This is a genomic window from Streptomyces sp. NPDC048636, assembly GCF_040650655.1.
Classification (GTDB): Bacteria; Actinomycetota; Actinomycetes; order Streptomycetales; family Streptomycetaceae; genus Streptomyces.
In genome coordinates this window covers 391,403-412,371 of the sequence record NZ_JBEZHR010000005.1, presented here as the reverse complement: position 1 = coordinate 412,371, position 20,969 = coordinate 391,403, and the positions used below count along the sequence as shown (strand labels likewise).

Genomic DNA, 20,969 nt, shown 5'->3' with positions numbered 1-20,969 from the left:
GCAGCCCCTCACCCGGCAGGCAGGGTGACCGTGAACCGGGCCCCTGGCGTGTGCCCGGGATCGTAGGACACCTCGCCGCCGACGGCGCGGGCCAAGCGCCGTGCGAGCGGCAGCCCCAGTCCCGCGCCGTCGTGCCCGTCCGTCGCGGTGGCGCGCCGACCCGGCTGGAACAGCTCGCCGGAGAACGTCTCCGGTACACCGGGCCCGTCGTCGACGACGTCGATCAGAACGGAGCCGGGCCCGCGGTGCACGGACATGGTCACGCGCGAGCGGGCGTATCGGACGGCGTTGGAGAGCAGCGGGCTGACGATACGTTCGAGCAGAGCCGGTGTGACACCTGCCTCCGGCTCCGGACAGGCCGCCTCCACCGCGGTCCTCACCTGACGCGGTGCGTCGAGCCGCTGGGCAAGACGGCGCAGAACAGGGACAACACCGGTCGTGCCCGGGACCGTTGAGGGGTTCAGCGCGTTCTCGCGGGCATCGTTCAGCAACGTGTCGCAGATCGTGAGCATGGATTGGGTGGCCTCGGCTATCACCTGATGGCTGGCGCGGGTCTGCTCGGCGGAGCGGGGGCGTCCCCGCCACCAGTCGAGTTCCACGATGATGCGGGTGAGCGGGGTGCGCAGTTCGTGGGACAACTCTCCGGTCAGCTGCCGCTCGTGACGGAGCACCGCGCGTATGCGGTCCAGCAGTGCGTCGAGGGAGGTGCCCAGGGCCGCGAGTTCGGCCGGGTGCTCCTCGAGGCCGAAGCGGTCCACGGCGGCCACCGCACTCCGCTGGGTGGCCTGCTCGGTCATGGCCCGCACGGGGCGCAGTGCCCGGCCCACCGAGAGGCGGGTCAGCGCATAGGTGCAGATCAGCATCACGGCGTCCAGGACGAGCGATCCCAGCAGCAGGGTGTCGGACGAGTTCCGGTACGGGGCGAGGTCCAATGCCGTTACCACCATGGCCGAGTGGTGACGGCCGGATACGGGCCGGGAGCACAGACGGACGGAGTGGGGACGGTCCGCGTGGACGGTCGCGCACGCGGGACCGCCCTGTGCGGCCAGCCGGGCGGCGGCCCGGGTCAGCGGGCTGTCGGCCGCGGTGGGGGCCGGCTGTTCGAGCAGGTGGGTGCCGTCGTAGATCCAGACATTGGTGTCGAGGAGCTGGTCGTTGGCGGTCTCCAGCACGCGTACCCGTGAACCGTGGGTGTCGACGGTGGTGGCCACCGCGTCCGCGCGGGTCCGCAGTTCGTCGTCCGCCTGGTGATGCAGGTGTCGGTCGACCATGGTGTGGAACACCACGGTCAGGACCGTCATCAGCAGGGCGGCGGTGGTCAGTGCGATGAGCGAGAGCCGTCCCCGCAGCGTGCGTGGAGCCAGGGGGCGCAGGAAGGGCCTCATGAGAGCCGGTGGCCGATCCCGCGTGCCGTGCCGATCGTCAGCGCGCTGCCGGTTTCGCGCAGCTTGCGGCGCAGCCGGGTCAGGTACTGGTCGAGGGTGTTGTCGCTGACCTGCGCGCCCTCGGGCCAGCCGGCCCTGGCCAGGTCGCGGCGGCGCACGAGGTCTCCGCTCGCGGCGACGAGCGCGGCCAGCAGCCGGAACTCTGTCGGGGTCAGGGCGACGGGGGTGTCGCCAACGGTCACGCGGTGCCGGACCGCGTCCAGCGTCAGGTCTCCGGCCGCGGCCGTGGAACGCGGGGAGGACCGCTTGAGTGCGGCTCGCAGCCTGGCGGCGAGTTCGGCGAGGTGGAACGGCTTCGGCAGGTAGTCGTCGCCTCCTGCGGAGAACCCGGACAGCCGGTCGGTGAGGTGGTGCCGAGCGGTCAGGAAGATCACTGGGGCGAGGAACCCGTTCGCGCGGAAGGCCTGGCACACGTCCCGTCCGTCCGCGTCGGGCAGGCCGATGTCCAGCACGGCCGCCGCGACGTCCGCCGTGGCCAGCCGCAGGGCGGTGGCGCCGTCGGCGGCGGCGACGGGGTCGAACTCCTCGTCGTACAGCCCGCGCCGCAGGACGTCACGCAGGGCGTGATCGTCCTCGACGACCAGGATTCTGGGGCGCATGGTCCTCCTCCGCTGGCCGTGCGGCCGGGTGGGTCGAGTCGCTGAGGAAGGATGGGGGCAGCCAGTGGGCCGCGGCGCACAGGCACGCTCCGAGCCAGCCGACGGCGAACAGCCAGCCGCCGACGACATCGGTGAACCAGTGCACCCCGAGGTAGACGCGGGTGAATCCGACCAGCAGGCCCCAGCAGCCAACGACGACGACGAGGGCCGTCCCCCCGCGGGGGGCGCGCAGGCTCAGCGCCACGATCAGCAGCCCGGCGGTCAGTGCGGCCGTGGTGGCGTGGCCCGACGGGAACGCCCAGCCGCTCGCGTGCGTGGCCCAGTCGTCCCGCGGCGGGCGGGCCCGGTGGATGAGCTCCATCGCGCCGTACCGAAGCGCCTGTCCGACACCGACGCAGGCCGTACAGAGCGCGGCGGCGAGCAGCCTGCGCCGCACCGTCCGCACCATCACCACGCCTGCCAGCAGGGCGAGAACGTACGGGATGACACCGGTTCCGGTGGCCGTCAGCCCGCGTGCCAACGCGAGCGCCACATCGGGACGGTGGCCGACGGACCACGAGAGAAGACCGTCGTCCAGCCACAGCGGAGCACCACCGCCCACCACGACCACCGTGGTCAGCACTCCCAGCGCCGTCCAGGCACCGAAGCCCACGCTGCCCGCCACCTCCGCGGCGTCCCTGCGGTTCACGGGGCGGCCAGGAGCGGACGCAGCGCAGTGGCACTGAGGCGACGGGCGAGCGTCTGCGCCCACCGCCGCAAGAGGATCATCGCGGCGAAGGCCACCATCCCGCCCACGAGCACTCCGACCGCGACGTCGTGCGGGTAGTGCACGCCGGTCCAGACCCGGGAGGCCGCCATGGCGAGCGCGGCGACGGCGGCGAGCACTCCCAGGCGATGTGAGACGAACACCAGCGCCACGGCGGTCGCCGCGGCGATCGCCGCGTGATTGCTGGGAAAGGACCAGTCACCCGGTGCCGGGCACGCCTCCAGTGTCCTCATGTGCAGGCTCCGGCACGGTCTGTCCTCGCGCACCGCCAGCTTCAGGACGGTATCGACGCCGTAGGCCAGGACCACGACCACCGGAACGGCCAACGCCGTCACCGCCGCCACGGCTCCCATCCGCCGGGCCTGCCACCAGCCCAGGGTCATCAGCAGCGCGAACACCGCCAGCCCGTACGCCGACCACGCCGTCACCGCGGTGTCCAGCCAGTCGGGCGAGCGCCGCGCCAGGTCCACCGCATGCGTATACGCGGAGCCGTCGATCGACGCTCCGCCGAACGCGAAGGTCATCCGCGGGACTCCTTCGCCCTGGCCCGCCCGTGGTTGCGGTACGGCTCGGCGGCGAGCGGAATCAGCGAAATCACGCCGGTCAGCGTCACCAGCGGCAGCGGACAGCGGTCATCGCCGCACTGCGCACCGGCCAGGGCGCCGACACCCCGTACGCCGAAGGCGGCCAGCGACGAGTGCGCGTCGAGCGAGTGAGCGGCGAGTGGGTTCACAGCAAGCTGCGACGATAGAGCCACGGGTGTGGTCATCGGCGTGAGTCCTTTCCCGGCGGACGACCGGATACACGGCACCCCGACCGACTACAATTCTGTAGACGGTCTACGTCACTGTAGACGATGATGGGGTGAGAATCGTTCCCATGACCGACTCGAAGGACGAGCGCCGACCCGCGGGTGAGCTGGAGGCCGCCGTGATGGCCGCCCTGTGGGCTGCGGACACGCCGCTCACCTCCGCACAGGTCCAGGCTGAACTCGGCTCGGGCCTGGCGCGGACGACCGTGACGACGATCCTTTCCCGCCTGCATGAGAAGGGAACCCTGGAGCGGGAGCGGCAGGGCCGCGGCTACGCCTACCGCCCCACACAGGACCCGCAGGGTCTGACCGCTCTGCGCATGCGCGGCGAACTCGATCGCGACAGCGACCGGGAGACCGTTCTGGCCCGCTTCGTCGCCCAGCTCAGCCCGGACGACGAGCAGGTCCTGCGGCGGCTGCTGGAGGAGGGCCTATGACGATCACGCTTCTGTTGATCCCGCTCTTCCTGCCCTCTGTGGCGCCACCCCTGGCTCGCCGGATTCTCGATCACTGCGCACCGGTAGCCGCCTTGTGGGCCCTCACCGTCTCCGCGCTCCTCCTCGCGGGCGGTACCGTCGCGGCACTCGGCACCCTCGCGATGACCGGCCTGCTCAAGGTCCCGGCCATTGCCGCGCTGGGCGAGCTGATCCACCCTCTGCGGACGCCCTCCGAACGGCTGGTCCTGCCCGTGGCCGCGCTGGCCGCCGGCCTGCTCACGCTCGGCACGCTTGCGCTCGGGCGCTCGGCCGTGCGCCAGGCCGCCGGTCTGCGAAGTGCCCGCTCCCAGGCCACATGCCGGGCCGCCGTGGGCGACCTGTGCGTCGTGGACTCCCCGCGTCCCGACGCCTATGCCCTGCCCGGCCGCCCGCACCGCATCGTCGTCACCACCGGCATGCTGCGTGCCCTGGGGCCGGACGAACGGGAAGCCCTCTTCGCGCACGAGCGTGCCCACAACACCGGTGGCCACCATTTCTTCCTGGCCGCGGCAGAGCTCGCCGCCCACTGCCACCCCGCCTTGCGGCCGGTCCGTGAGGCTGTCCGGCTGGTCGCGGAACGCGCCGCCGACGAGGCGGCCGCCACTGCTGTCGGCGACCGGCGCCTGACCGCCCGCGCCATCGCCCGAGCCGCCCTGGCCGCGCACGCGGCGGACTCGGATCGCCCGGCGTTCACACCGGCGGCGACCACGGGCCCCGTGCCCCGGCGCGTAGCCGCCCTCCTGTCCCCCGTCGGACGAACACCGCGCGTCGCGCCGTGGATCGCCGTTCTCCTCGCCGCCTGCGCGGTGTTCTCCTGCGCCACCGCGACGACCGGCGCACTCAGCATCCACCAGGACATCGAAGTCGCCCAGGGCGAGGCAAGCCGCTGACAACGCGGCTCCCATAGATCCGACAGCTCGGTCTACTCATTGACCCGCATGTTGCATAAATGCAACACTCGACAGCATGAGGAAGACACGGGGGTCAAACGATCAACCGATGCGCATCTACAACCGGCTCGCGATGCTGCGGGCCGAGCGCGGTTGGTCGCGACGTGACCTCGCAGAGGTCACCAAGGTGAACTACCAGACCATCGGCTACCTGGAGCGGGGCGAATACAACCCGAGCCTGGAGCTGGTTTTCCGGATCTGCGCTTGCTTCGACCTCCCCGTGGAGGCCGTCTTTTCTCCGCACCCCTTCCCCCGGCTCACCGGGGAGGCCCTCGTCACCGATCCGCCCTCCCAACCGGCGGAGCCTGGTCCGCCGGCATCCGTCACTTCCGAGGAGAAGAGCCTCCATGGTCCGTAACACGTTCCTGCGTAATGAACGTCTGTTCCGGCTGGGCCAGTCGGCGCCAGAACCCATGCTGCGGAGGCGTACACGACGGGTTCTGCTCATCATCCTGGCGCTGAGCGTCATCGCCATGACGGTGGCCGTGATGAATCCGTGGCAGGTGGGGTGGTGGCTCTTTGCGGGACTTGTCCTTGGCCAGGGCGCCTTCCGCTGGATAGCCTGGCGCGGGATCCGCGGTCTGTCCCTCGCTCCTTCGCACCTGCTGGACGAACTGCAACTTCAGCAGGTTCACAGCGCTTATCGCCGTGCCTACGGCATCATCACGGCGGCTGCGTGTGTCGTCTTGGCCCTCTTCTTGTTCAGTATCGGACGACACCCGGTCCGCGTCGCCAGCGTCGGGATCTTCTTGCTTCTGGAGATGTTGATCTGGCTGCCGACGGCGATTCTCGCGTGGCGCCTGGAGGATGAAGATCCAGCTGAAGGGGACGGACCGGGCGGCATCGCACCGACCGCACCAGCGGATGGCGGAGTGTCTCCGATCGAAGCAACTCTCGACCAAGAGCGTGACCGGTCGCGCTGAGACGAACCGTGCCCGCGGTGCGCAGGGCTGTCACACGGGCTGAGTCAGGGAGCGATCCGCTATGGCTGCTCGTGGCGACGCCGGTCTGACCGACGACAGCAGGAGAAGGCGAGGCCATGCGAGGAGCAGTATCGGGTAGATGGCGTAGCCGACCCGCGAAGCAGGCGCCAGTGCGATGGCCAAGGTCAGCCCCATGGTCAGCCGGTCGGCGGCTGCTATGGCATGCCGAGGTGGACGCAACAGCAGCGACATCCCTATGGCCAAGGCGGCCAGCACAAGGAGAGCCACGGCGACGGCCTTCCCGTGCGGGAGCCCGGTGGCGATCAGGCGTCCGGGCAGCGGACTCGCGGCGGTGGATGGAGTGTCGCTGAGCCCGAATGGATAGCGGACGACGTTCTCCATGAAACCCCGTCCGTCCGCCAGGGCAACGGGGAGAACGGCGGCCAAGGCGGCTCCCGCGGCTCCGGTGGCACACTTCACGGCGTCTCGTCCGCCTCCGCGTCCAGCGAGCAGAATGATCACCACAGGCACCGCGGGCCAGGCAGTCCACTTCAGTGCCGCCGCGGCACCCAGCGCCAGGCCCGCCCGGCCAGGAAGGCCGAAGTGCGCGCAGGTCAGCGCCAGGCACACGAGTGCCACCACGGGCGGATCCACACCGCCGATGGCAAGTGGCAGAGCGACGAGCGGACAGGCCGTCAGCCACAGCGCCCACGAGCCTGGGGCACGGCGGCCCGCCGTGCTGCTCCCGCCCTTCTTGACGATGCGGCCGGCGCCGAAGAGGACTGCGAGGAAGCCAAGGACAAGCCAGCAGCGGGCGCTGGCCAACAGTCCGTCGCCGAACAACGCGTGGGGTATGCCGAAGAGCGACATGCCCGGCAGGTAGGGGTTGAAGTCGCGCACCTCGTGCGGCGTTTCCTGGTAGGGGCTCCCGGACGAGAGCAGCAGATGCGCGCCCCTCTCGACGACGCCGACCTCCATCTGAGCCTTACCGACTGCTGTCAGCCACACCAGCGGCAGGACAACCGCGCCCATGACCGCGATCACGGCAGAGCCATGTGCCCAGGGGACGGATGACCGTGCCGCGTACAGGGCCGCGCAGAGGTACCCCGCGGCGGCCGTAACTCCCCACAAGTGATGAGAAGTGTTCTCTCGAGACAGCAGCCCGACCACAAGCGCCAGGACCGCGCAGACCACGAGGGCAAACCGATCCCACCGGCGAGCGCCGAGCGGAGAGAACCGGTGACGATCGGGCGAGGTGGTCTCTCTGGACATGCGAGGCCGGTTCCTGATCTTGCGCGAGTGACATGAACGAGATCGATCATCCATGGGCACTCTGCGACCTGATCAGAGTGTTTCGTACTCAAGAACCACGTCGTGGCCCACCCGGGATCATGGGCAGATGTCCATCGCGAGACCCGCGGGAGGCGGGCCGAACCCGCGACCGGGAGCCGCACACTGCCGCGCTGCCGGGGGCTGTTGTGAGTAGCACATACTGTATCGCCCGCAAATCGGTCAGTCACACGATGGGGCACCGGCGCATCCGACGGGGCGTCAATGGGTTTTGTTCAGGGAGACATGTATGGATCGCCGAAGATTCCTCGCAGCCAGTGCCGGTGCTCTTGGTGCCGTCGCGATCGGTGAAGGCCTCGCACTTGGCGGTGCAACGCCCGCCGCCGCCGACGACGGCCGGCTGGCCGATTGGTTTCAGAAGCGTGTGACAGAGCGGGGTGGATCCCCCTGGACGGATGAAGCCCAGGGCATCACCTCTGATGGCAAGAACGGATACAGGTGGGTTACCACCAACGCGGACGCCGACCTTGGATACAAGGGCATCTGGCGCCTGAACGGGGAATACACCCCGGACAAGTCGCTGATCTGGAACGAGTCCTGGTGGCCTGACGGCAATGGGAATCACCACATCGGCGCTCCTCAGCACGACCTGTACCACGGCAACATCTGGGTCCCCATCGAGCACGGTCCGCAGCCGCGAGTCTGGTGCGTTCCGGAAAACCTTGGCTCCAAGGGCTCCATCTACAATTTAGGCCACCCCAGCGACAGTTGGCATCAGAATACGTTCGCCTGGTGCTCACCCGACCAAACGCCTTCCTCTGCCCCCGTTCGCACTGATCAGGGTGGCGGTGGCCTGCTCTACACATCCCAGAGCAGCGACCACATCATCTATGGCTACAAGATGGTTCCTGGCGCCGCCTCGCGCCCTCCTTACATGAAGATCGCCCGGACGTCCCGGCTTCCGCACACCATTGACGGCATCGCCGGCGGGTTTGTGATGGAAGGTCGGCTCTACTTGTCCATCGAGCCCGAGGACGGCTCATGCGAGGTCCGCTGCTACAGGTTCGGCCGTCGCAACACGAATGGTGTTGAAGACCGGGAACCGATGACGTACGAGGGAACTTACGTCGTTCCGGACACGAGCGACGGCCCGGTCGGCAATCCACATGAGGCCGAGGGACTGTGCTACGACCCGAAGTGGTGGGGGACGGGCGATTCCACGCAGGTCAGTGTGCTGATCCTTGACCAGCACGCGATAGGGGATGATTCGGTTTCGATCCGTCACCTGGATATGCCGCACGCGGTCAAGCCGGGGCCGGTCATCTTTTGACCGGAGAACGCGCGTTTGTGGTGATCTGACAGCTTCGGCGAGATCTGCCAGCCGCTCCTGGCAACTGTCTCCCGTGTGCCAGCTCTGGGCCGCCCCAGAGCATGCCGCACAACGGGTTGCGAGTTGAACCCCCACGAGATGGGTGGAGTACTCCCGCGCCGACGGCCGTCCGGTCCAGACGATATGAGGTCGGGCCGGACGGCTGCCGGGGGTACCGAGCCGTCTGACGCGGAAGACCGCGCCGGACGACGGTCGGGAACCGGGGTGGCATCGCCCCTCGTGTGTCTGGGGAGGCGCACGGCGCCAGGGAAGTCAGCTTGCGGCGATAAAGCGGTTCACGATCTCCGCGAACTCGGCACCCCGGTCTTCCTGGAGGAAGTGTCCGCCGTCCTTCACCACGGCATGCTCCTGCCCCGCGCAGCCGGGAACGAGCTTGAGGAAGACCCGGTCGGCACCGCGGGTGATCGGGTCCTGGTCGCTGAAGGAACACAGGAAGGGTTTGGCGAAGCTCTGAAGCGTCTGCCACGCCCTGCGGTTGGGCTCGGCGGCGGGATCGTCCGGGGAGACGGGTACCAGCAGCGGGAACTGCCGCGCCCCCTCCTTGAACGTCTCGTCGGGGAACGGCGCGTCATAGGCGGCGACGACCTCGGGAGCGAGTGCGGTCGTGCAGCCACCGTTGACGATGTCGCCCGCGCGGAACTCCGGGGTCTTCTGGCTGAATTCACGCCATGCGCGGAAGGCGTCGCCGGGATCGCGGTCCCCGGTGGGCAGGAAGGTGTTCGCCACGACCACTCGCGCGAAGCGGTCGGGTGCCTCCGCCACCAGGCGCAGGCCGATGAGTCCGCCCCAGTCCTGGCACACCAGGGTGATGCCACGCAGGTCCAGCCGGTCGAACAGTGCCTCGCACATCCAGTCCACGTGGCGCTGGTAGGTGTAGTCCGAGCGCAGTGCCGGCTTGTCCGACCTGCCGAATCCGACGAGGTCGGGCGCGACGCACCTGTGTCCCGCCGCGGCGAGGACCGGAATCATGTGCCGGTAGAGGTAGGACCACGTCGGTTCCCCGTGCAGCAGCAACACGGTCTCGCCCGAGGAACGGTCGCCGTGGTCGACGTAGTGCACCCGCAGCGACTCGTCGCTGCCGTCGCCCGCCGCCACGTCCGTGTAGTGGGGCGCGAAGGGGTAGTCCGGAAGGTTGTCGAACCGCTCATCAGGCGTACGAAGGCTATTCATGGGACGACTCTAGGGGGATGTATGGCCTGCGGCAGGTGGCCAACCAGCCTTGAGTCCGGGGCGAAGAACGCCGACTGCGCGCGAACGGGGTCGTCTCCGGCTGCATGCCCGTCTCCGTACCGGGCCCGGCAAACATCACGGTCCGCGGGGGCACCGGCGGCAGCAGGTCGAGCAGGGCACGCACTCGTCCAGCGAACGGGCAAAGGCCGGATACAGATGCCCCGACGTGTACGGTTCACGTCCCATGCCGGGGCGCTGGCTGCCCTGGCCGGTGAACAACAGGGCCGCCGGGCCGTGGTGGCGGGGGGGGGACCCGTGTGGACTCCGGGCGACCGTCGCCCTCCGTCACGGCCCGCAGGGAGTCGAGCAGTTCGGCACGGTCCCGGGCCACCACCACGGCCCGGTGATCGAAGACCGCACGCGTGGTGGCGAGCGAGTACCCGAGGTCCACCAGGGACGCATCGGGGGCGGCGACCGCATGGTCGTGCAGCCGTCGTGCCTGGGCCCGCAGCCCCGGCACGCTCCTGCCCGACATCTGACTGGCCACCGAGGCCGGACCCGGAACCTGTCGCACCCTACCGCGTCGATGTCCCCGGGATTCAGCCCCGCGTCCGCGAGCGCCTGCCGGATCACCCGCTGCTGCGCCGGTCCGTGCGGTGCGGTCATTCCATTGCTCGCCCCATCCTGGTTCACCGCCGGGCCACGCACCACAGCCAGGACCGGAAGTCCGGCGCGGCGCGCCTCGGACAACCGGATCAGCAGCAGCATTCCAGCGCCTTCGACCCACACGGTGCCGTCGGCGGACGCGCCGAACGCCTTGCAGCGGCCGTCCGGTGCCAGCGCCCGCCGACGGCTGAACTCCACGAACGACGAGGGCCCTGACCTCACCGTGGCGCCGCCCGCCAACGCGAAGGCACACTCGCCCCGGCGCAGCGCCTGGGCCGCCAGGTGCAGGGCCACCAGGGACGAGGAACACGCCGTGTCCACGGTGAGGGCCGGTCCTTCGAGGAGGTGCTCCTCGACATGCTCGGGCGTCCTTGTCAGACCGCGGGCGTAGTCGCTGAACCCGGCGTCGTAGCGGTCCAGGATCGTCCTCCGGCCGGGCCGCACTCCGGTCCACGGGCCCGGTACCGGCCGCCGCGCCGGTGTCAGCAGGTCCTCCGACACCCGCCGCGTGGCCGCCCCGCGCGGTGTCGGCCTACGCCGCGGCCGCCTCATCGCAGCCAGCCCTGCTGGCCGTGGGCTGCGGACCCTATTCGCGAGCTCCCCGCCCGACGACAGGACCTCCTCTCCTCAATGACCAGGATGTCCGCGACCGCATGCGCCGCCCGTGGAGCATGCGCTAGGGAAATCACTCGGAACGAACCATCGTACGGAATACGGAGGAACGGACCCCTCTGCACCTGGATGGTTCCTGTACGCCATCGAGGCCGAAGCGAGCGGCCTGCTCATCGGGGAAATAGGCGTCCACCTCCACCAGAACATGATGCAGGCGGACATTGGCTTCACCCTGGCTCCCGCTCATCAAGGCATGGGACTTGCAACAGAGGCGACGGCGGCTACTGTCGACGATTATCTCGCACGAGGCTTGCGTCGCATCTCTGCGGACTGCGACGCGCGGAACATCCACGGTCCGCGGCCTTGCTCGAGAGAGTCGGTTCCGGTTCGGAGCCTTCGCAAATCGAACCGCCACGCCAAAGGCGAGTGGGTCGACGAGCTGTTCTTCGGGGTGGTCTCCGAATGCCGAAGCCACGTGAAGCCGCATCGGTGATTGCCGCGCCCGAAAAGCCGTTCCCGTGACCAGCCATCGAGCCGGGGTGAGGGCGGGTGGTACGCGCGCGCGAGGGCATCGACAGCGACCGGGGCGATCCCGGGGGACCGACGCGGACGGGCGAATGCATCCTGACGGCTCATCACCATGCGATGAGACGGCCGGGCCTGGGATCACGGTCACCAGGTGGGAACCATTCCGTCCGGATGCATTGTGGCCGGTGAACAGTGTCCACGCGCGAGAGGCTCTCCGCCACCACAGTTTTACCAGTTTCACTCATGTCCCCATGCGGCAGGTATCGCAAAGGGTCTGTTCAGGGACACGCCGGACATGCGGGCTGGCGGAAGAGCCACGGACGGCGTGCGTTCGGGACATGGGCATACGACAACGGCGAGCAGGCGCAGACCCTCCCGCAGAAGATGGCGCCGCAATCCGTGAAGGGATGGGCGACGAGCAGCGCCCCGCCCCTCAATTCCATTACGAAGGCGAACACTTCGGGGACATGACTAGGGAATTTCCTCCTTCTCGCCCGTTCCCGGTCATGCACCCCGACTGCTAGCCTCCGAACCGGTCAGTTATAGGGCATCACTCTTCCCTATCCGATCGGAGGTGAAGCAACATGCTGAGTTTCTCCAGCCAGGTCGGCAGCACCGCCACCGGTGGCGCGTTCGTCCAGGTCGCACCGGGTGCCAGCACTACATGCGGTGGCGGCAACTGCTCCTGCACGTCCTGCTGTAGCTGGTAGGCAAACCGTCGGGCGGGGCAGCCTCGGCGGTTCCGCCCGACTCGTCCGCGAGGACACGCGCCACCGCATTTCGATCTCCACACCACTCCTTGAGTGAAGGGCCCGAGGATGTCGCTCAAAGACTCCCAAGAAGCGGTCTCCGAATACCTGGACCAGCAAAGCCATTTAGCGACGACGGGAGCGTTCGGACAGCAGCACACCTCGGTCTCCGTGTACAGCCCGTCCACGGTGGTGCGAGCGCCGGAGGCAGTGGTGCGGGGCCGGTGGAGCCCGGCCGTGGAGGGGTTCGTCGGTGAGGAGCTGCTGCTCAATCACCGCCGGAGCGGCCGTGATCTGGGCATGCAGCTCGGCGTCTCGCGCTACTACGCCCATGACGCCGTGCTCTCCAGCGCGCACAGCGATCTGCGGGAGCGGGAGGATCGCGCCCTCGCGCTGCCGGGGCCCCGTCGGCTGAGGGGTGGACTCACCTCGACCGTGGAAGGCCGGCGCAGCGGCCGGCAGTTCTCCGGACGGTCGGCGTCGCTGGACGAGCTGGCCACCGTGCTCTGGCACGGGCAGGGCGTCACGGGCAGCCTGCCGGTCCCGACCGCCCAGGACACCGACGCGGCGGTGTCGCTGCGCACCGTGCCGTCCGGCGGCGGCCTCTACCCGGTACGGCTCGCGGTCCTCGCGCAGCACGTCAAGGGGCTGGAGCCGGGGGCGTACGAGTACCAGCCGCAGAGCCACACCCTGTACCCCCTGCACCGGACCCCCGGCCCGGTCGACCTGTCCGCGCAGCTGTGGACGGCGGACGTGGAGCTCGACAAGGTGGCCTTCGCGCTCGTGTACGTCTACGACCTCTATGTCAATTCGCAGAAATACGGGGACAGCGGGGTCGTCTTCGCCCTGATCGAGGTCGGCGGGATCTCCCAGAACATCCATCTGGCCCGCACCGCGCTCGGCCTGATCGGCTGCGACCAGGGCGGATACAACAAGCAGAGCCTCGAGAAGACGCTGGGGTACGACGGGACGTCACGCCATGTCGTCCATTTCACGCTCATCGGACACGGAGAGGTCTGAGAACCCGCAATGACCGTTGCAGCTTCCGAGCCGGGAATCGTCCTGGCGACATCCGTGCGGCTCCTGGCCGTCGAGCCGGGCGTCATCCGACTCCGCTGGGGCATATGGAACTTCTCCGAGGTGACCGTCGATCTGCGGGCGGAATCTCCGGCCGTCCGTACCGCCATGACCGCGCTCTTCGACACACTGGCCGCGGGCGAAACGGCCGACGGGTCCTTCGACGGCGCCACGGGCCTCTCCCCCGTCGAGCGCGCGAACCTGCGGCTGGCGGTGACCGAGCTGCGGCAGGCGGGCTTCCTCGCCCATGACCGCCCCTCCGCACACGGCGCCGAGATGGCGCGGGCGTTGCTCGGAAACCTGGATCTCTTCGGTGCCGCCGAGTCGTCCAGGGCCACGGTCGCCTTCGTGGCCGACTCCCCCAGTGCCACCGCCTATATGTCCCGTCAGACCGATGCCCTCGGCACGCCGGTGGAGTTGCTGCCCGCCGAGTTCCTGGCCGAGCTGGGCCAGGCCGATCTCACATCCGGAATGGGGGGCCTGGCGGCGGCCGACGCGCTCAAGCGGCTGAGCGGGTACGTCGAGCACTGCGACTCGCTGATCGTCTGTATCAGCCAGGCATCGATCCTGACGCTGCGCAATCTGAACCGCCTCGCCTGTCAGCTGGAGAAGCCGGTACTGGTGGGGCTGATCGACGGCCCGTTCGCCACGGTGGTCGGGGCAGAGAGCCCGCGCACCGGCTGTCTGGAGTGCTTCGAGCAGCGCTCACTGGCCCGGCTGGAAGACCACATCGGCTACCACGCGTTCGTCGGGGCCACCGTGCCCAAAGCGGGTGGCGGGCCGAGCGGCGTCGAGTGGCTGTTGTGCGCGTTCCTGGTCAACGAGGCCGTCCTGTTGCGCTCGCTGGGCACCTCCCGCTTCCTCGGCCGTGCGCTGAGCATCTACCTGCCGACGTACGAGATGCAGGCCCAGGACGTACTGCGCATCGGCACCTGCCCGGCCTGCGGACATGTCTCACGGGACATCGTCGAAGAGATCAACTTCAGCAGCCGGGTCGTCATCGACCGCCATGTCCGCAACGCGCTCGGGGGAACGCGATGAGCCCCATCCCGACCCGTGGCTACCCGGGGATGACCACCGCGCTCGCCCGGTACGCGCGGATCGGTGGCAACCAGGGCGGGATCCTTCCCGGCATGCTGGTCTCCCCCGCCGCGGTCGCGGGCGAACCGAACCTGCGGTCGGCGACCGCGGCGATGCCCCAGTACCACCGGCTGGCGCTGCGGGACCCCCATATGCAGATGCAGTACCACCTCGCCGGCTACGGGTCGACCAACGAGGAGGCGGTGACCCGGCTGACCGGTGAGTCGGTCGAGCGGTACGCCGCGATGATGGCGATGCCGCTCTTCCAGCACCGCATCGAGTACGCCTCCTACCGTTCGCTCTCCTCACGCCACCGCTGTATGCCGATGGAGCTGCTCGGCATCTTCGAAGCGGCGCAACAGGAGCGCATCGCGGGCATGATGCACCGCTACTCCCCCGAGCTGCCGAAGGAGGACGACGTCATCGCGTGGATCGCCTGCCCGTCGCTCACCCGGCAGGGCGAGGAGGTCTATCTGCCCGCGCAGCTGTTCTTCCTGGGCTTCCGCAGCAACGCCGCGTACGGGGACAAACTGTTCACCCCGTCCTTCTCCACCGGTACGGCCGCGCATGTCTCGCTGGACAAGGCGCTGCTCAGCGCGCTGATCGAGGCCGTGCAGATCGACGCGTTCATCCTCAACTGGTACACGGACGCGAAGGCCCCCGTGATCGAGCCGGACGCGGACGGGCGCGCGCTGCTCGCGGCCGCCGGACTGGAGCCGGACGGGCCGTACGAGGTCCGGGCCACCTACCTGACCAGGCCCGAGCTGTCGCTCCCCAACGTGGGCGTCACCCTGGTACGGCGCGACCGGGAGCTGCCGTACATCGCGTTCGGGCTACAGGCCGATCCGGATCCGCGCCAGGCACTGCTGCGCGGAGCGGCCGAGGCGACGGCCATCCTCGCCATCGGCATGTTCAGCACCGTCTTCGACCTCCCCCATGTGCACTTCGCGCAGACGAGCTCCGCGTTCACGGATCTCGACACCAATGTGCTGTACTTCGCCGCCCCGCACGACGCCGAGCGCAAACTCGCCGCCGTCGAGAGCCGCACGGCCGGACGCATGGAGCTCGGCTCGGTGAACCCCTACGCCCCCGACGACGAGTCCGCCATCCGCACCCTGCTGACCGAGATCGCCGCGATCAGCGAATGGGCGGGCTACCTGGACATCACTCCGCCGGCGTTGGCGGACACCCCATGGAAGGTGGTCCGGGTACTCATCCCGGAGCTGCTCAGCATGTGCCTTCCCGGTTTCCCCGCGAGCGGCCATCCCCGGATGCGCGGCTACGGGGGTGTGACGCATGTGGTCCCCCACCCGCTCCCTTGAGAGCCTGGTGCTGGTGGCGACCGTGGCCCCCGCCGAGCTGGTCCGCATCGCGGGATCGTTCCGCACCGGCAAGGACCATGCCGGGAACCGCGCGCGGACCGCGACGGTCGGCGTTCCCCTGGCGTATCTGGTCGTCACCGGGCTGGCGCTCGCCGTCGTCGCGTCCGGACACCTCGTACCCGATCGCCTCGGCGCATGGCGTACCGGTCCGCTCTGGCTCCTGATCGCGCTCGGGTCCGGGGTCGTCCTGGTCGGGGCCGAGTTCGCGCTCGGGGCCGCGCCGAAGCTGCTGCGCGGGGAGCGGAGCCTGCGCCTCTCCGTCCAGGGGGGCGCTCCCGCGGGGGCCGGGTATCTGGCCTCGATCCTGCTCACCGCGGTGGCCGAGGAACTGCTCTACCGGGGACTGTGGATCGGCGGTCTCGAAGAGTGGCTGGACCTGCCCACATGGGCGGCGGTCTGTTGCGCGGCGGTCGGCTACGCGCTCGGACACCTCTTCTTCGGCGGCCTCGCCATGGTCCAGAAGGCGCTGTCCGGGGTGGTGTTCGGGGTGCTGCTGGTCGCTTCGGGCAGTCTGCTCGTACCGGTGCTCGGCCACCTCGCACAGAACCTGACGGTCCATGTCCTGGCGGTACGTCAGGCGGTGCGCCGGTGAACGTGGTTCCTTACGCATGGCTGTGCGTCGCGACGATCGGTGGCTGGCTGGCGCTGTACCGATTGCCGTTCGGGGATCCGGCGCGCCGACGGCGGATAGGGCTGTGGCTCGCGGACAGGACGGGGCTGCGTCCGGACGCGGCCTTCGCGCTCTTCGGGACGGTGCTCTACCTGCTGCTGGGTGTCGCGGCACTGACGCTGCTCATGGCGTTCGCCGGACTCTCGGTCCAGCGGCTCGTCGGCCGGCCCTCGGCCGACGCGCTGCTCGCCCTGCTGCTCGCGGTGTGCGGGACGTCGAGTCTGAACATCCTTTGCGTCTCGCTGCTGTACCGGGCGAACCCGCGGGTGGATGTGCCCGGCGAGATCACCCGGGTGCAGTGGATCTCCTCGATCCTGTCCCTGCCCCGGCATCTGCACTGGGCGGTCCCCGCCGTGGCCGCGCTGGTCGAGGAGCTGGTGTTCCGGGGCGCCGTCCTGCTGGGGCTCGGCGCGACCGGCGGCGGCTTCGTGTGCGCGGCGGCGTTCAGCACCGTGCTGTTCGCCGTCGGCCAGGTCGTCCTGGTCTCCACCTGGGTCCAGGCCTATGTGCTGGGTATGTCCAGCCTCGTGCTCGGCACGACGGGCAGTCTGCTGACCGCCGCCACCGGGAGCGTCCTGCCCGCGCTGGCCCTGCACATGTCCTTCGCCGGTTTCTACACCAACCTGAGCGCCACCTCCCGTGCGCGCGCCTCGTCAGCACCCAGGAGGCTGAGCCTGTGATACCGAAGAACTCCGGGGCGTCCGTGCCCCGGCCGGCGGCGGCCGCGGAGGACGGCCCGGTGGTGCGGGTCGAGCGGCTGAGCGTCGCCTACGGCTCCCTCGTCGCCGTGCGCGACGTCTCCTTCCAGGTGGGCCCCGGGGAGATCCTCGGGCTGGTCGGACCGAACGGCGCAGGCAAGACCTCGATCGCCGAGTCGGTCGGCGGCCTGCGCGGGCCCGTCCGCGAAGGCTCCATCTCCGTCTGCGGCTTGGATCCGCACCGCGACCGACAGAACGCCAGCCGCCTCATCGGCATGCAGTTGCAGGAGTCGCAGTTTCCCAGCCGCGCCCGCGTCGGTGAACTGTGCGACCTCTACGAAGCGCTCTACTCCGCCCCGGGAGCAGCGGCGCGGCTGCTGGACACCTTCGGCCTCACCGATCGGCGGCGCAGCCTCATCGCCGAACTCTCCGGAGGGATGCGTCAACGCCTCGCGCTGGCGCTGGCGCAGGTCGGCGAGGTGCGCTTGGTGATCCTCGACGAACTGACCACCGGCCTCGACCCCGAGCAGCGCCGCGGAACCTGGCGCGCCGTGCTCGATCTGGCCGCGCGCGGTGTCGCGGTGCTGCTCACCTCGCATTCGATGGAGGAGGTGGCGGCGCTGTGCGGCCGGGTCGGGGTGCTGCGCGGCGGCGAACTGGTCGCGCTGGACAGCCCGGCACGGCTGGCCTCGGCACACGGCGGACCGGCCACCATCTCGGTCGATGTCGACGCGGCTCCTGGCATCGAGCGACAGCTCGAGGAACTCGGGCTGACCCGGCTGGCCACCGGGACGGACCGGCACGTCGCGTACGCGGCGAGCTTCCCCACGGACTACGACCGTGTCCTCCAGCGGCTGGTGGCGGCCGACCTGCCGCCCTCCGCGGTGAGCCACCGCGCACCGAGCTTCGAAGACGCCTACCTCGGGTTGGTCGGCATCGGCAGCGAAGCCGCCGGGACCGACACCGCCACGACCGACCGTGCCGGGACCGAGAAGGACTCCAGCGAGAAGGGCGGCGACTGACACATGGGACTGCTCTGGCAGGTCGTCAGGTTCGAATCACGGCGCATGATGCGGAACTTCGCGCCGGTCTTCTTCGCACTCGCCTTTCCGGTGCTGATGCTGTGCATGTTCGGCGGTATCTACGGCAACGAGCCCTCCAGCCGTCTCGACGGACGGGGCACGGTGGACATGTCGGTGCCCGCCTACCTGGTCCTGGTGATCGCGGTCACCGGGCTGATGAGCTTTCCGCTCGGACTGGCCGAGTACCGGGACCGCAAGGTGCTCAAGCGCTTCCGCGCGACTCCCCTGGGCGCCTCGGCCCTGCTGATCGCCCAGGGGCTGGTGAACATCGCCCTCAGCCTGCTGGGCGCCGTACTGCTGGTCGCGACCGGCTGGCTCTTCTTCGATCTGCACCTGCCGGACTCGGCGGGCGCGGCGGTGGCGACCGCCGGTTCGCTGGTTCTGGTGACGCTGGTGATGTACGCGATCGGCGGGGTCGTCGCGGCGGTCGCGCCCTCGGAGCGGTCGGCGACGGCCGTGGCGAATCTGCTCTACTTCCCGATGATCTTCCTCTCCGGGGCGACCATCCCGCTCCAGATCTTCCCCTCCACGATGAAGGCGATCAGCGATGCCGTACCGGCCACCTACGCCGTGAAGCTCCTTCAGCACGCCTGGCTGGACAGCGCCACGAACGTCGCCCTCGACGTCGGCGTGCTGGCGGGTCTGCTGGCGCTGGCCGCGGCCGCCGCCGTACGGCTCTTCCGCTGGGAGTAGCCGGTGTCCACCGGCCATATCCCCGCCACCGCCTTCCTGACCGCCGTCGGCCGGGCCCGGGCGACGGCCGATCCGGACAGCGCCCTCGACGATCCGTTCGCGGCCCGGTTCGCCGACCTCTGCCCCGCGACCATCCGCGGGGTCACCCGGCACACCGCCGGAACGTCGGTCGTGGTGGCGCGCACGGTCCTCATCGACCGCATGCTGACCGAGGTGTTCACACGGGGGAGAGTGGACGTCTGCGTCAACCTGGGTGCGGGTTTCGACGCACGGCCCTACCGCATGGGCTGGCCGAGCCACTGCCGGGTGATCGAGGTGGACTCCGCTCCGGTACTCGACCTCAAGGACCGGCTCCTGCCGTCGGCCGACGCGAAGGTCCCCGTCGAGCGGCTGCGCGCCGACCTCCGCGACACCGACCGGCTCGCCGACCTGCTGCTGCCTCGTACCGCCGGGCGGCGGTGTGTGATCCTCGCGGAGGGGCTGCTGACCTACCTGCCGCGGAGCGCCGTGCGGGACCTCGCCGTTGCCGTGGCCCGCCTGGGCACGGGCGCGAGCTGGATCTGCGATGTCCTCTCCGTTTCCTCCGCGCGCGGCCTCACCCATGCCTCGCGGGCCGCCGGGGCACCGCTGGAGATGCACGGCCTCACCGACCTGTCCGTCTTCGACACCGGCGGATGGCACTGTGAGCAGCTGGAACTGCTGCCCTCCGCACGGCTGGAGACCGCGGCGCCCACCGCGAGCCGGATGCTGCCCGACGGCGTGCTGCGATTGCGCCGCGACGAGGTCCTCACCGACGAAAGGCCTTTGCGCGTGCCGTCGTGCGGATGATGGGGTGGCACGGTGACCAACCACGATGAGGCGGCGGCTGTCCGACCGTTGACACTCGCCTGGGTGAGCCGACACCTGGAGGTCGGCGAACGGATCGTCGGAACCGAGGCGCTGCACGGCGGCATCACCGCCGAAATGCGGAGGCTGACCATCGGCACGCGGGACGGAGGCACCCGTGACCTGGTGCTGCGGAGCTTCGTCGACATGGAGCGCGCCGAGGAGTGGCTGCACAGGGAGACCGGCGCCCTGACCCTGCTCACGGGGACCGGCGTACCTGCTCCTGGATTGGTCGCGGTGGATCCGACCGCCGCGCAGTGCGAGTATCCCTCGCTCCTGATGACACATCTGGCGGGCCGGACGGTCCTCGACGATGAGGGGTTGGAGACGCGCGTTCCTCTGCTGGCCCGTCAACTCGTGGCGATCCACGCGGTGCGCCCCACTGAGCGGCCCCGGAAGTATGTGGCGTTGACGACCGCCGACACCGTCGTGACGCCGAAGGGCGCCGACGCGGCGGTGTGGACCGCCGCGATCGACGTGATCCGCAGGCCCGCGCCGCCCTATGAAGGGCGTTTCCTGCACCGGGACTTCCAACCCGGCAACGTGCTGTTCGACGTGCCGCCCTCACGACCAGAAAGTGCTCGCATCACCGGCGTGGTCGACTGGGCGGCCACCTCCTGGGGCCCGACGGATCTCGATGTGGCGCACTGCTCGACCAATCTCGCGCTGCTGCACGGCCCGGCGTGGGGTCAGCGGTTCGCCGAGGCGTATGAGGAGGCCGGCGGGGTGCTGGCCGCGACCGCGAGCGAGCAGCTGTACTGGCGGGTGCGGAGTGGGCTGGCGTTCTCGGAAGAAGTGCGGTGGGTGTCGCAGCCATGGCGGGAGGCAGGGAGGACAGAGCTGACGACACCGGTCGTGGAGGAGCGGCTGGATGGCTATGTCACCGCCCTGATGGACGCGCTGGGCTGAGCCGAGCGGTCCGGGGCCCGGCCCCGACCGCGGGCCCCGCCCGGCTCTCAGGGCTCGTCATCGATGGCGCCGGGGGGCAGTGCCGGGGCGGGCAAGGCGTGGCGAGCCTCGGCGCCGG

At 69.7% G+C, this 20,969-nt stretch carries 22 protein-coding genes and 1 pseudogene; 15 read left to right on the top strand and 8 right to left on the bottom strand.

What is annotated here, in order from left to right; genetic code table 11:
* Positions 1 to 8: 8 nt before the first annotated feature.
* From AB0C66_RS17150 to AB0C66_RS17130, 5 genes are read right to left on the bottom strand one after another with little or no spacing between them, the layout of a single operon-like run.
* Entirely contained in the window at positions 9 to 1,385 is a 1,377-nt protein-coding gene (locus AB0C66_RS17150) for a HAMP domain-containing sensor histidine kinase (RefSeq protein WP_362438399.1), read from the bottom strand.
* Complete coding sequence (locus AB0C66_RS17145) at positions 1,382 to 2,044, bottom strand: response regulator transcription factor (protein WP_362438396.1); 663 nt, start codon at positions 2,042 to 2,044, stop codon at positions 1,382 to 1,384. The genes AB0C66_RS17150 and AB0C66_RS17145 overlap by 4 nt, the downstream gene beginning before the upstream one ends.
* A complete protein-coding gene (locus tag AB0C66_RS17140; RefSeq protein WP_362438393.1) occupies positions 1,998 to 2,732 on the bottom strand; it encodes a phosphatase PAP2 family protein in 735 nt (244 codons plus the stop codon). Before AB0C66_RS17140 ends, AB0C66_RS17145 begins: the two co-directional genes overlap by 47 nt.
* Complete coding sequence (locus AB0C66_RS17135; protein ID WP_362438390.1) at positions 2,729 to 3,334, bottom strand: phosphatase PAP2 family protein; 606 nt, start codon at positions 3,332 to 3,334, stop codon at positions 2,729 to 2,731. The genes AB0C66_RS17140 and AB0C66_RS17135 overlap by 4 nt, the downstream gene beginning before the upstream one ends.
* Complete coding sequence (locus tag AB0C66_RS17130) at positions 3,331 to 3,543, bottom strand: hypothetical protein (protein ID WP_362438387.1); 213 nt, start codon at positions 3,541 to 3,543, stop codon at positions 3,331 to 3,333. Before AB0C66_RS17130 ends, AB0C66_RS17135 begins: the two co-directional genes overlap by 4 nt.
* 146 nt (positions 3,544 to 3,689) lie before the next feature.
* Between AB0C66_RS17130 and AB0C66_RS17125 the strand changes: the two genes are divergently transcribed.
* From AB0C66_RS17125 to AB0C66_RS17110, 4 genes are all read left to right on the top strand, one after another.
* Positions 3,690 to 4,058 (top strand): BlaI/MecI/CopY family transcriptional regulator, encoded by a 369-nt coding sequence (locus tag AB0C66_RS17125; protein WP_362438384.1) that lies wholly within the window; start codon positions 3,690 to 3,692, stop codon positions 4,056 to 4,058.
* Positions 4,055 to 4,987, top strand: a complete 933-nt coding sequence (locus AB0C66_RS17120) for a M48 family metalloprotease (RefSeq protein WP_362438381.1) — start codon at positions 4,055 to 4,057, stop codon at positions 4,985 to 4,987. Before AB0C66_RS17125 ends, AB0C66_RS17120 begins: the two co-directional genes overlap by 4 nt.
* 109 nt (positions 4,988 to 5,096) lie before the next feature.
* Positions 5,097 to 5,405 (top strand): helix-turn-helix transcriptional regulator, encoded by a 309-nt coding sequence (locus AB0C66_RS17115; RefSeq protein ID WP_362438378.1) that lies wholly within the window; start codon positions 5,097 to 5,099, stop codon positions 5,403 to 5,405.
* Entirely contained in the window at positions 5,395 to 5,970 is a 576-nt protein-coding gene (locus AB0C66_RS17110; RefSeq protein ID WP_362438375.1) for a hypothetical protein, read from the top strand. Before AB0C66_RS17115 ends, AB0C66_RS17110 begins: the two co-directional genes overlap by 11 nt.
* A gap of 30 nt (positions 5,971 to 6,000) precedes the next feature.
* Here AB0C66_RS17110 and AB0C66_RS17105 read toward each other — a convergent pair whose 3' ends face one another.
* Positions 6,001 to 7,014 carry a glycosyltransferase 87 family protein gene (locus AB0C66_RS17105; protein ID WP_362438372.1) on the bottom strand — a complete coding sequence of 338 codons (1,014 nt, stop codon included), beginning with the start codon at positions 7,012 to 7,014 and terminating at the stop codon, positions 6,001 to 6,003.
* A gap of 535 nt (positions 7,015 to 7,549) precedes the next feature.
* Between AB0C66_RS17105 and AB0C66_RS17100 the strand changes: the two genes are divergently transcribed.
* Positions 7,550 to 8,590 (top strand): hypothetical protein, encoded by a 1,041-nt coding sequence (locus tag AB0C66_RS17100; RefSeq protein WP_362438369.1) that lies wholly within the window; start codon positions 7,550 to 7,552, stop codon positions 8,588 to 8,590.
* Between the two features lie 312 nt (positions 8,591 to 8,902).
* Here the strand turns inward: AB0C66_RS17100 and AB0C66_RS17095 are convergent, their stop codons facing one another.
* A complete protein-coding gene (locus AB0C66_RS17095) occupies positions 8,903 to 9,820 on the bottom strand; it encodes a haloalkane dehalogenase (protein WP_362438366.1) in 918 nt (305 codons plus the stop codon).
* A 183-nt stretch (positions 9,821 to 10,003) separates the two neighbouring features.
* A pseudogene (locus tag AB0C66_RS17090) lies at positions 10,004 to 10,828 on the bottom strand (beta-ketoacyl synthase N-terminal-like domain-containing protein); the annotation flags it as partial.
* A 322-nt stretch (positions 10,829 to 11,150) separates the two neighbouring features.
* Between AB0C66_RS17090 and AB0C66_RS17085 the strand changes: the two are divergent.
* The 10 genes from AB0C66_RS17085 (at position 11,151) to AB0C66_RS17040 (ending at position 20,851) form a co-directional block, all read left to right on the top strand.
* Positions 11,151 to 11,591 carry a GNAT family N-acetyltransferase gene (locus AB0C66_RS17085; RefSeq protein WP_362438363.1) on the top strand — a complete coding sequence of 147 codons (441 nt, stop codon included), beginning with the start codon at positions 11,151 to 11,153 and terminating at the stop codon, positions 11,589 to 11,591.
* Positions 11,592 to 12,444: 853 nt separating this feature from the next.
* The gene (locus tag AB0C66_RS17080) at positions 12,445 to 13,395 is read left to right on the top strand and encodes a SagB/ThcOx family dehydrogenase (RefSeq protein ID WP_362438360.1); all 951 of its coding nucleotides are present in this window, start codon (positions 12,445 to 12,447) and stop codon (positions 13,393 to 13,395) included.
* A gap of 9 nt (positions 13,396 to 13,404) precedes the next feature.
* Complete coding sequence (locus AB0C66_RS17075) at positions 13,405 to 14,493, top strand: hypothetical protein (protein WP_362438357.1); 1,089 nt, start codon at positions 13,405 to 13,407, stop codon at positions 14,491 to 14,493.
* Entirely contained in the window at positions 14,490 to 15,854 is a 1,365-nt protein-coding gene (locus AB0C66_RS17070; RefSeq protein ID WP_362438354.1) for a YcaO-like family protein, read from the top strand. The genes AB0C66_RS17075 and AB0C66_RS17070 overlap by 4 nt, the downstream gene beginning before the upstream one ends.
* A complete protein-coding gene (locus AB0C66_RS17065; RefSeq protein WP_362438351.1) occupies positions 15,829 to 16,506 on the top strand; it encodes a CPBP family intramembrane glutamic endopeptidase in 678 nt (225 codons plus the stop codon). Before AB0C66_RS17070 ends, AB0C66_RS17065 begins: the two co-directional genes overlap by 26 nt.
* Complete coding sequence (locus tag AB0C66_RS17060) at positions 16,503 to 17,264, top strand: CPBP family glutamic-type intramembrane protease (RefSeq protein WP_362438348.1); 762 nt, start codon at positions 16,503 to 16,505, stop codon at positions 17,262 to 17,264. Before AB0C66_RS17065 ends, AB0C66_RS17060 begins: the two co-directional genes overlap by 4 nt.
* Entirely contained in the window at positions 17,261 to 18,304 is a 1,044-nt protein-coding gene (locus tag AB0C66_RS17055) for an ABC transporter ATP-binding protein (RefSeq protein WP_362438345.1), read from the top strand. The genes AB0C66_RS17060 and AB0C66_RS17055 overlap by 4 nt, the downstream gene beginning before the upstream one ends.
* A gap of 3 nt (positions 18,305 to 18,307) precedes the next feature.
* Positions 18,308 to 19,057 (top strand): ABC transporter permease, encoded by a 750-nt coding sequence (locus AB0C66_RS17050; protein WP_362438342.1) that lies wholly within the window; start codon positions 18,308 to 18,310, stop codon positions 19,055 to 19,057.
* A gap of 3 nt (positions 19,058 to 19,060) precedes the next feature.
* Positions 19,061 to 19,885: a class I SAM-dependent methyltransferase gene (locus tag AB0C66_RS17045; protein WP_362438339.1), complete on the top strand. Its 825-nt coding sequence runs from the start codon at positions 19,061 to 19,063 to the stop codon at positions 19,883 to 19,885.
* A 12-nt stretch (positions 19,886 to 19,897) separates the two neighbouring features.
* Positions 19,898 to 20,851, top strand: a complete 954-nt coding sequence (locus tag AB0C66_RS17040) for an aminoglycoside phosphotransferase family protein (protein ID WP_362438336.1) — start codon at positions 19,898 to 19,900, stop codon at positions 20,849 to 20,851.
* Positions 20,852 to 20,969 lie beyond the last annotated feature (118 nt).

Bases quoted from the DNA above. Each gene is read 5' to 3' on its own strand.
- AB0C66_RS17150 (WP_362438399.1), bottom strand. From the start codon at position 1,385: ATGAGGCCCTTCCTGCGCCCCCTGGCTCCACGCACGCTGCGGGGACGG.
- AB0C66_RS17145 (WP_362438396.1), bottom strand. From the start codon at position 2,044: ATGCGCCCCAGAATCCTGGTCGTCGAGGACGATCACGCCCTGCGTGAC.
- AB0C66_RS17135 (WP_362438390.1), bottom strand. From the start codon at position 3,334: ATGACCTTCGCGTTCGGCGGAGCGTCGATCGACGGCTCCGCGTATACG.
- AB0C66_RS17125 (WP_362438384.1), top strand. From the start codon at position 3,690: ATGACCGACTCGAAGGACGAGCGCCGACCCGCGGGTGAGCTGGAGGCC.
- AB0C66_RS17120 (WP_362438381.1), top strand. From the start codon at position 4,055: ATGACGATCACGCTTCTGTTGATCCCGCTCTTCCTGCCCTCTGTGGCG.
- AB0C66_RS17115 (WP_362438378.1), top strand. From the start codon at position 5,097: ATGCGCATCTACAACCGGCTCGCGATGCTGCGGGCCGAGCGCGGTTGG.
- AB0C66_RS17110 (WP_362438375.1), top strand. From the start codon at position 5,395: ATGGTCCGTAACACGTTCCTGCGTAATGAACGTCTGTTCCGGCTGGGC.
- AB0C66_RS17100 (WP_362438369.1), top strand. From the start codon at position 7,550: ATGGATCGCCGAAGATTCCTCGCAGCCAGTGCCGGTGCTCTTGGTGCC.
- AB0C66_RS17095 (WP_362438366.1), bottom strand. From the start codon at position 9,820: ATGAATAGCCTTCGTACGCCTGATGAGCGGTTCGACAACCTTCCGGAC.
- AB0C66_RS17080 (WP_362438360.1), top strand. From the start codon at position 12,445: ATGTCGCTCAAAGACTCCCAAGAAGCGGTCTCCGAATACCTGGACCAG.
- AB0C66_RS17075 (WP_362438357.1), top strand. From the start codon at position 13,405: ATGACCGTTGCAGCTTCCGAGCCGGGAATCGTCCTGGCGACATCCGTG.
- AB0C66_RS17070 (WP_362438354.1), top strand. From the start codon at position 14,490: ATGAGCCCCATCCCGACCCGTGGCTACCCGGGGATGACCACCGCGCTC.
- AB0C66_RS17065 (WP_362438351.1), top strand. From the start codon at position 15,829: ATGTGGTCCCCCACCCGCTCCCTTGAGAGCCTGGTGCTGGTGGCGACC.
- AB0C66_RS17050 (WP_362438342.1), top strand. From the start codon at position 18,308: ATGGGACTGCTCTGGCAGGTCGTCAGGTTCGAATCACGGCGCATGATG.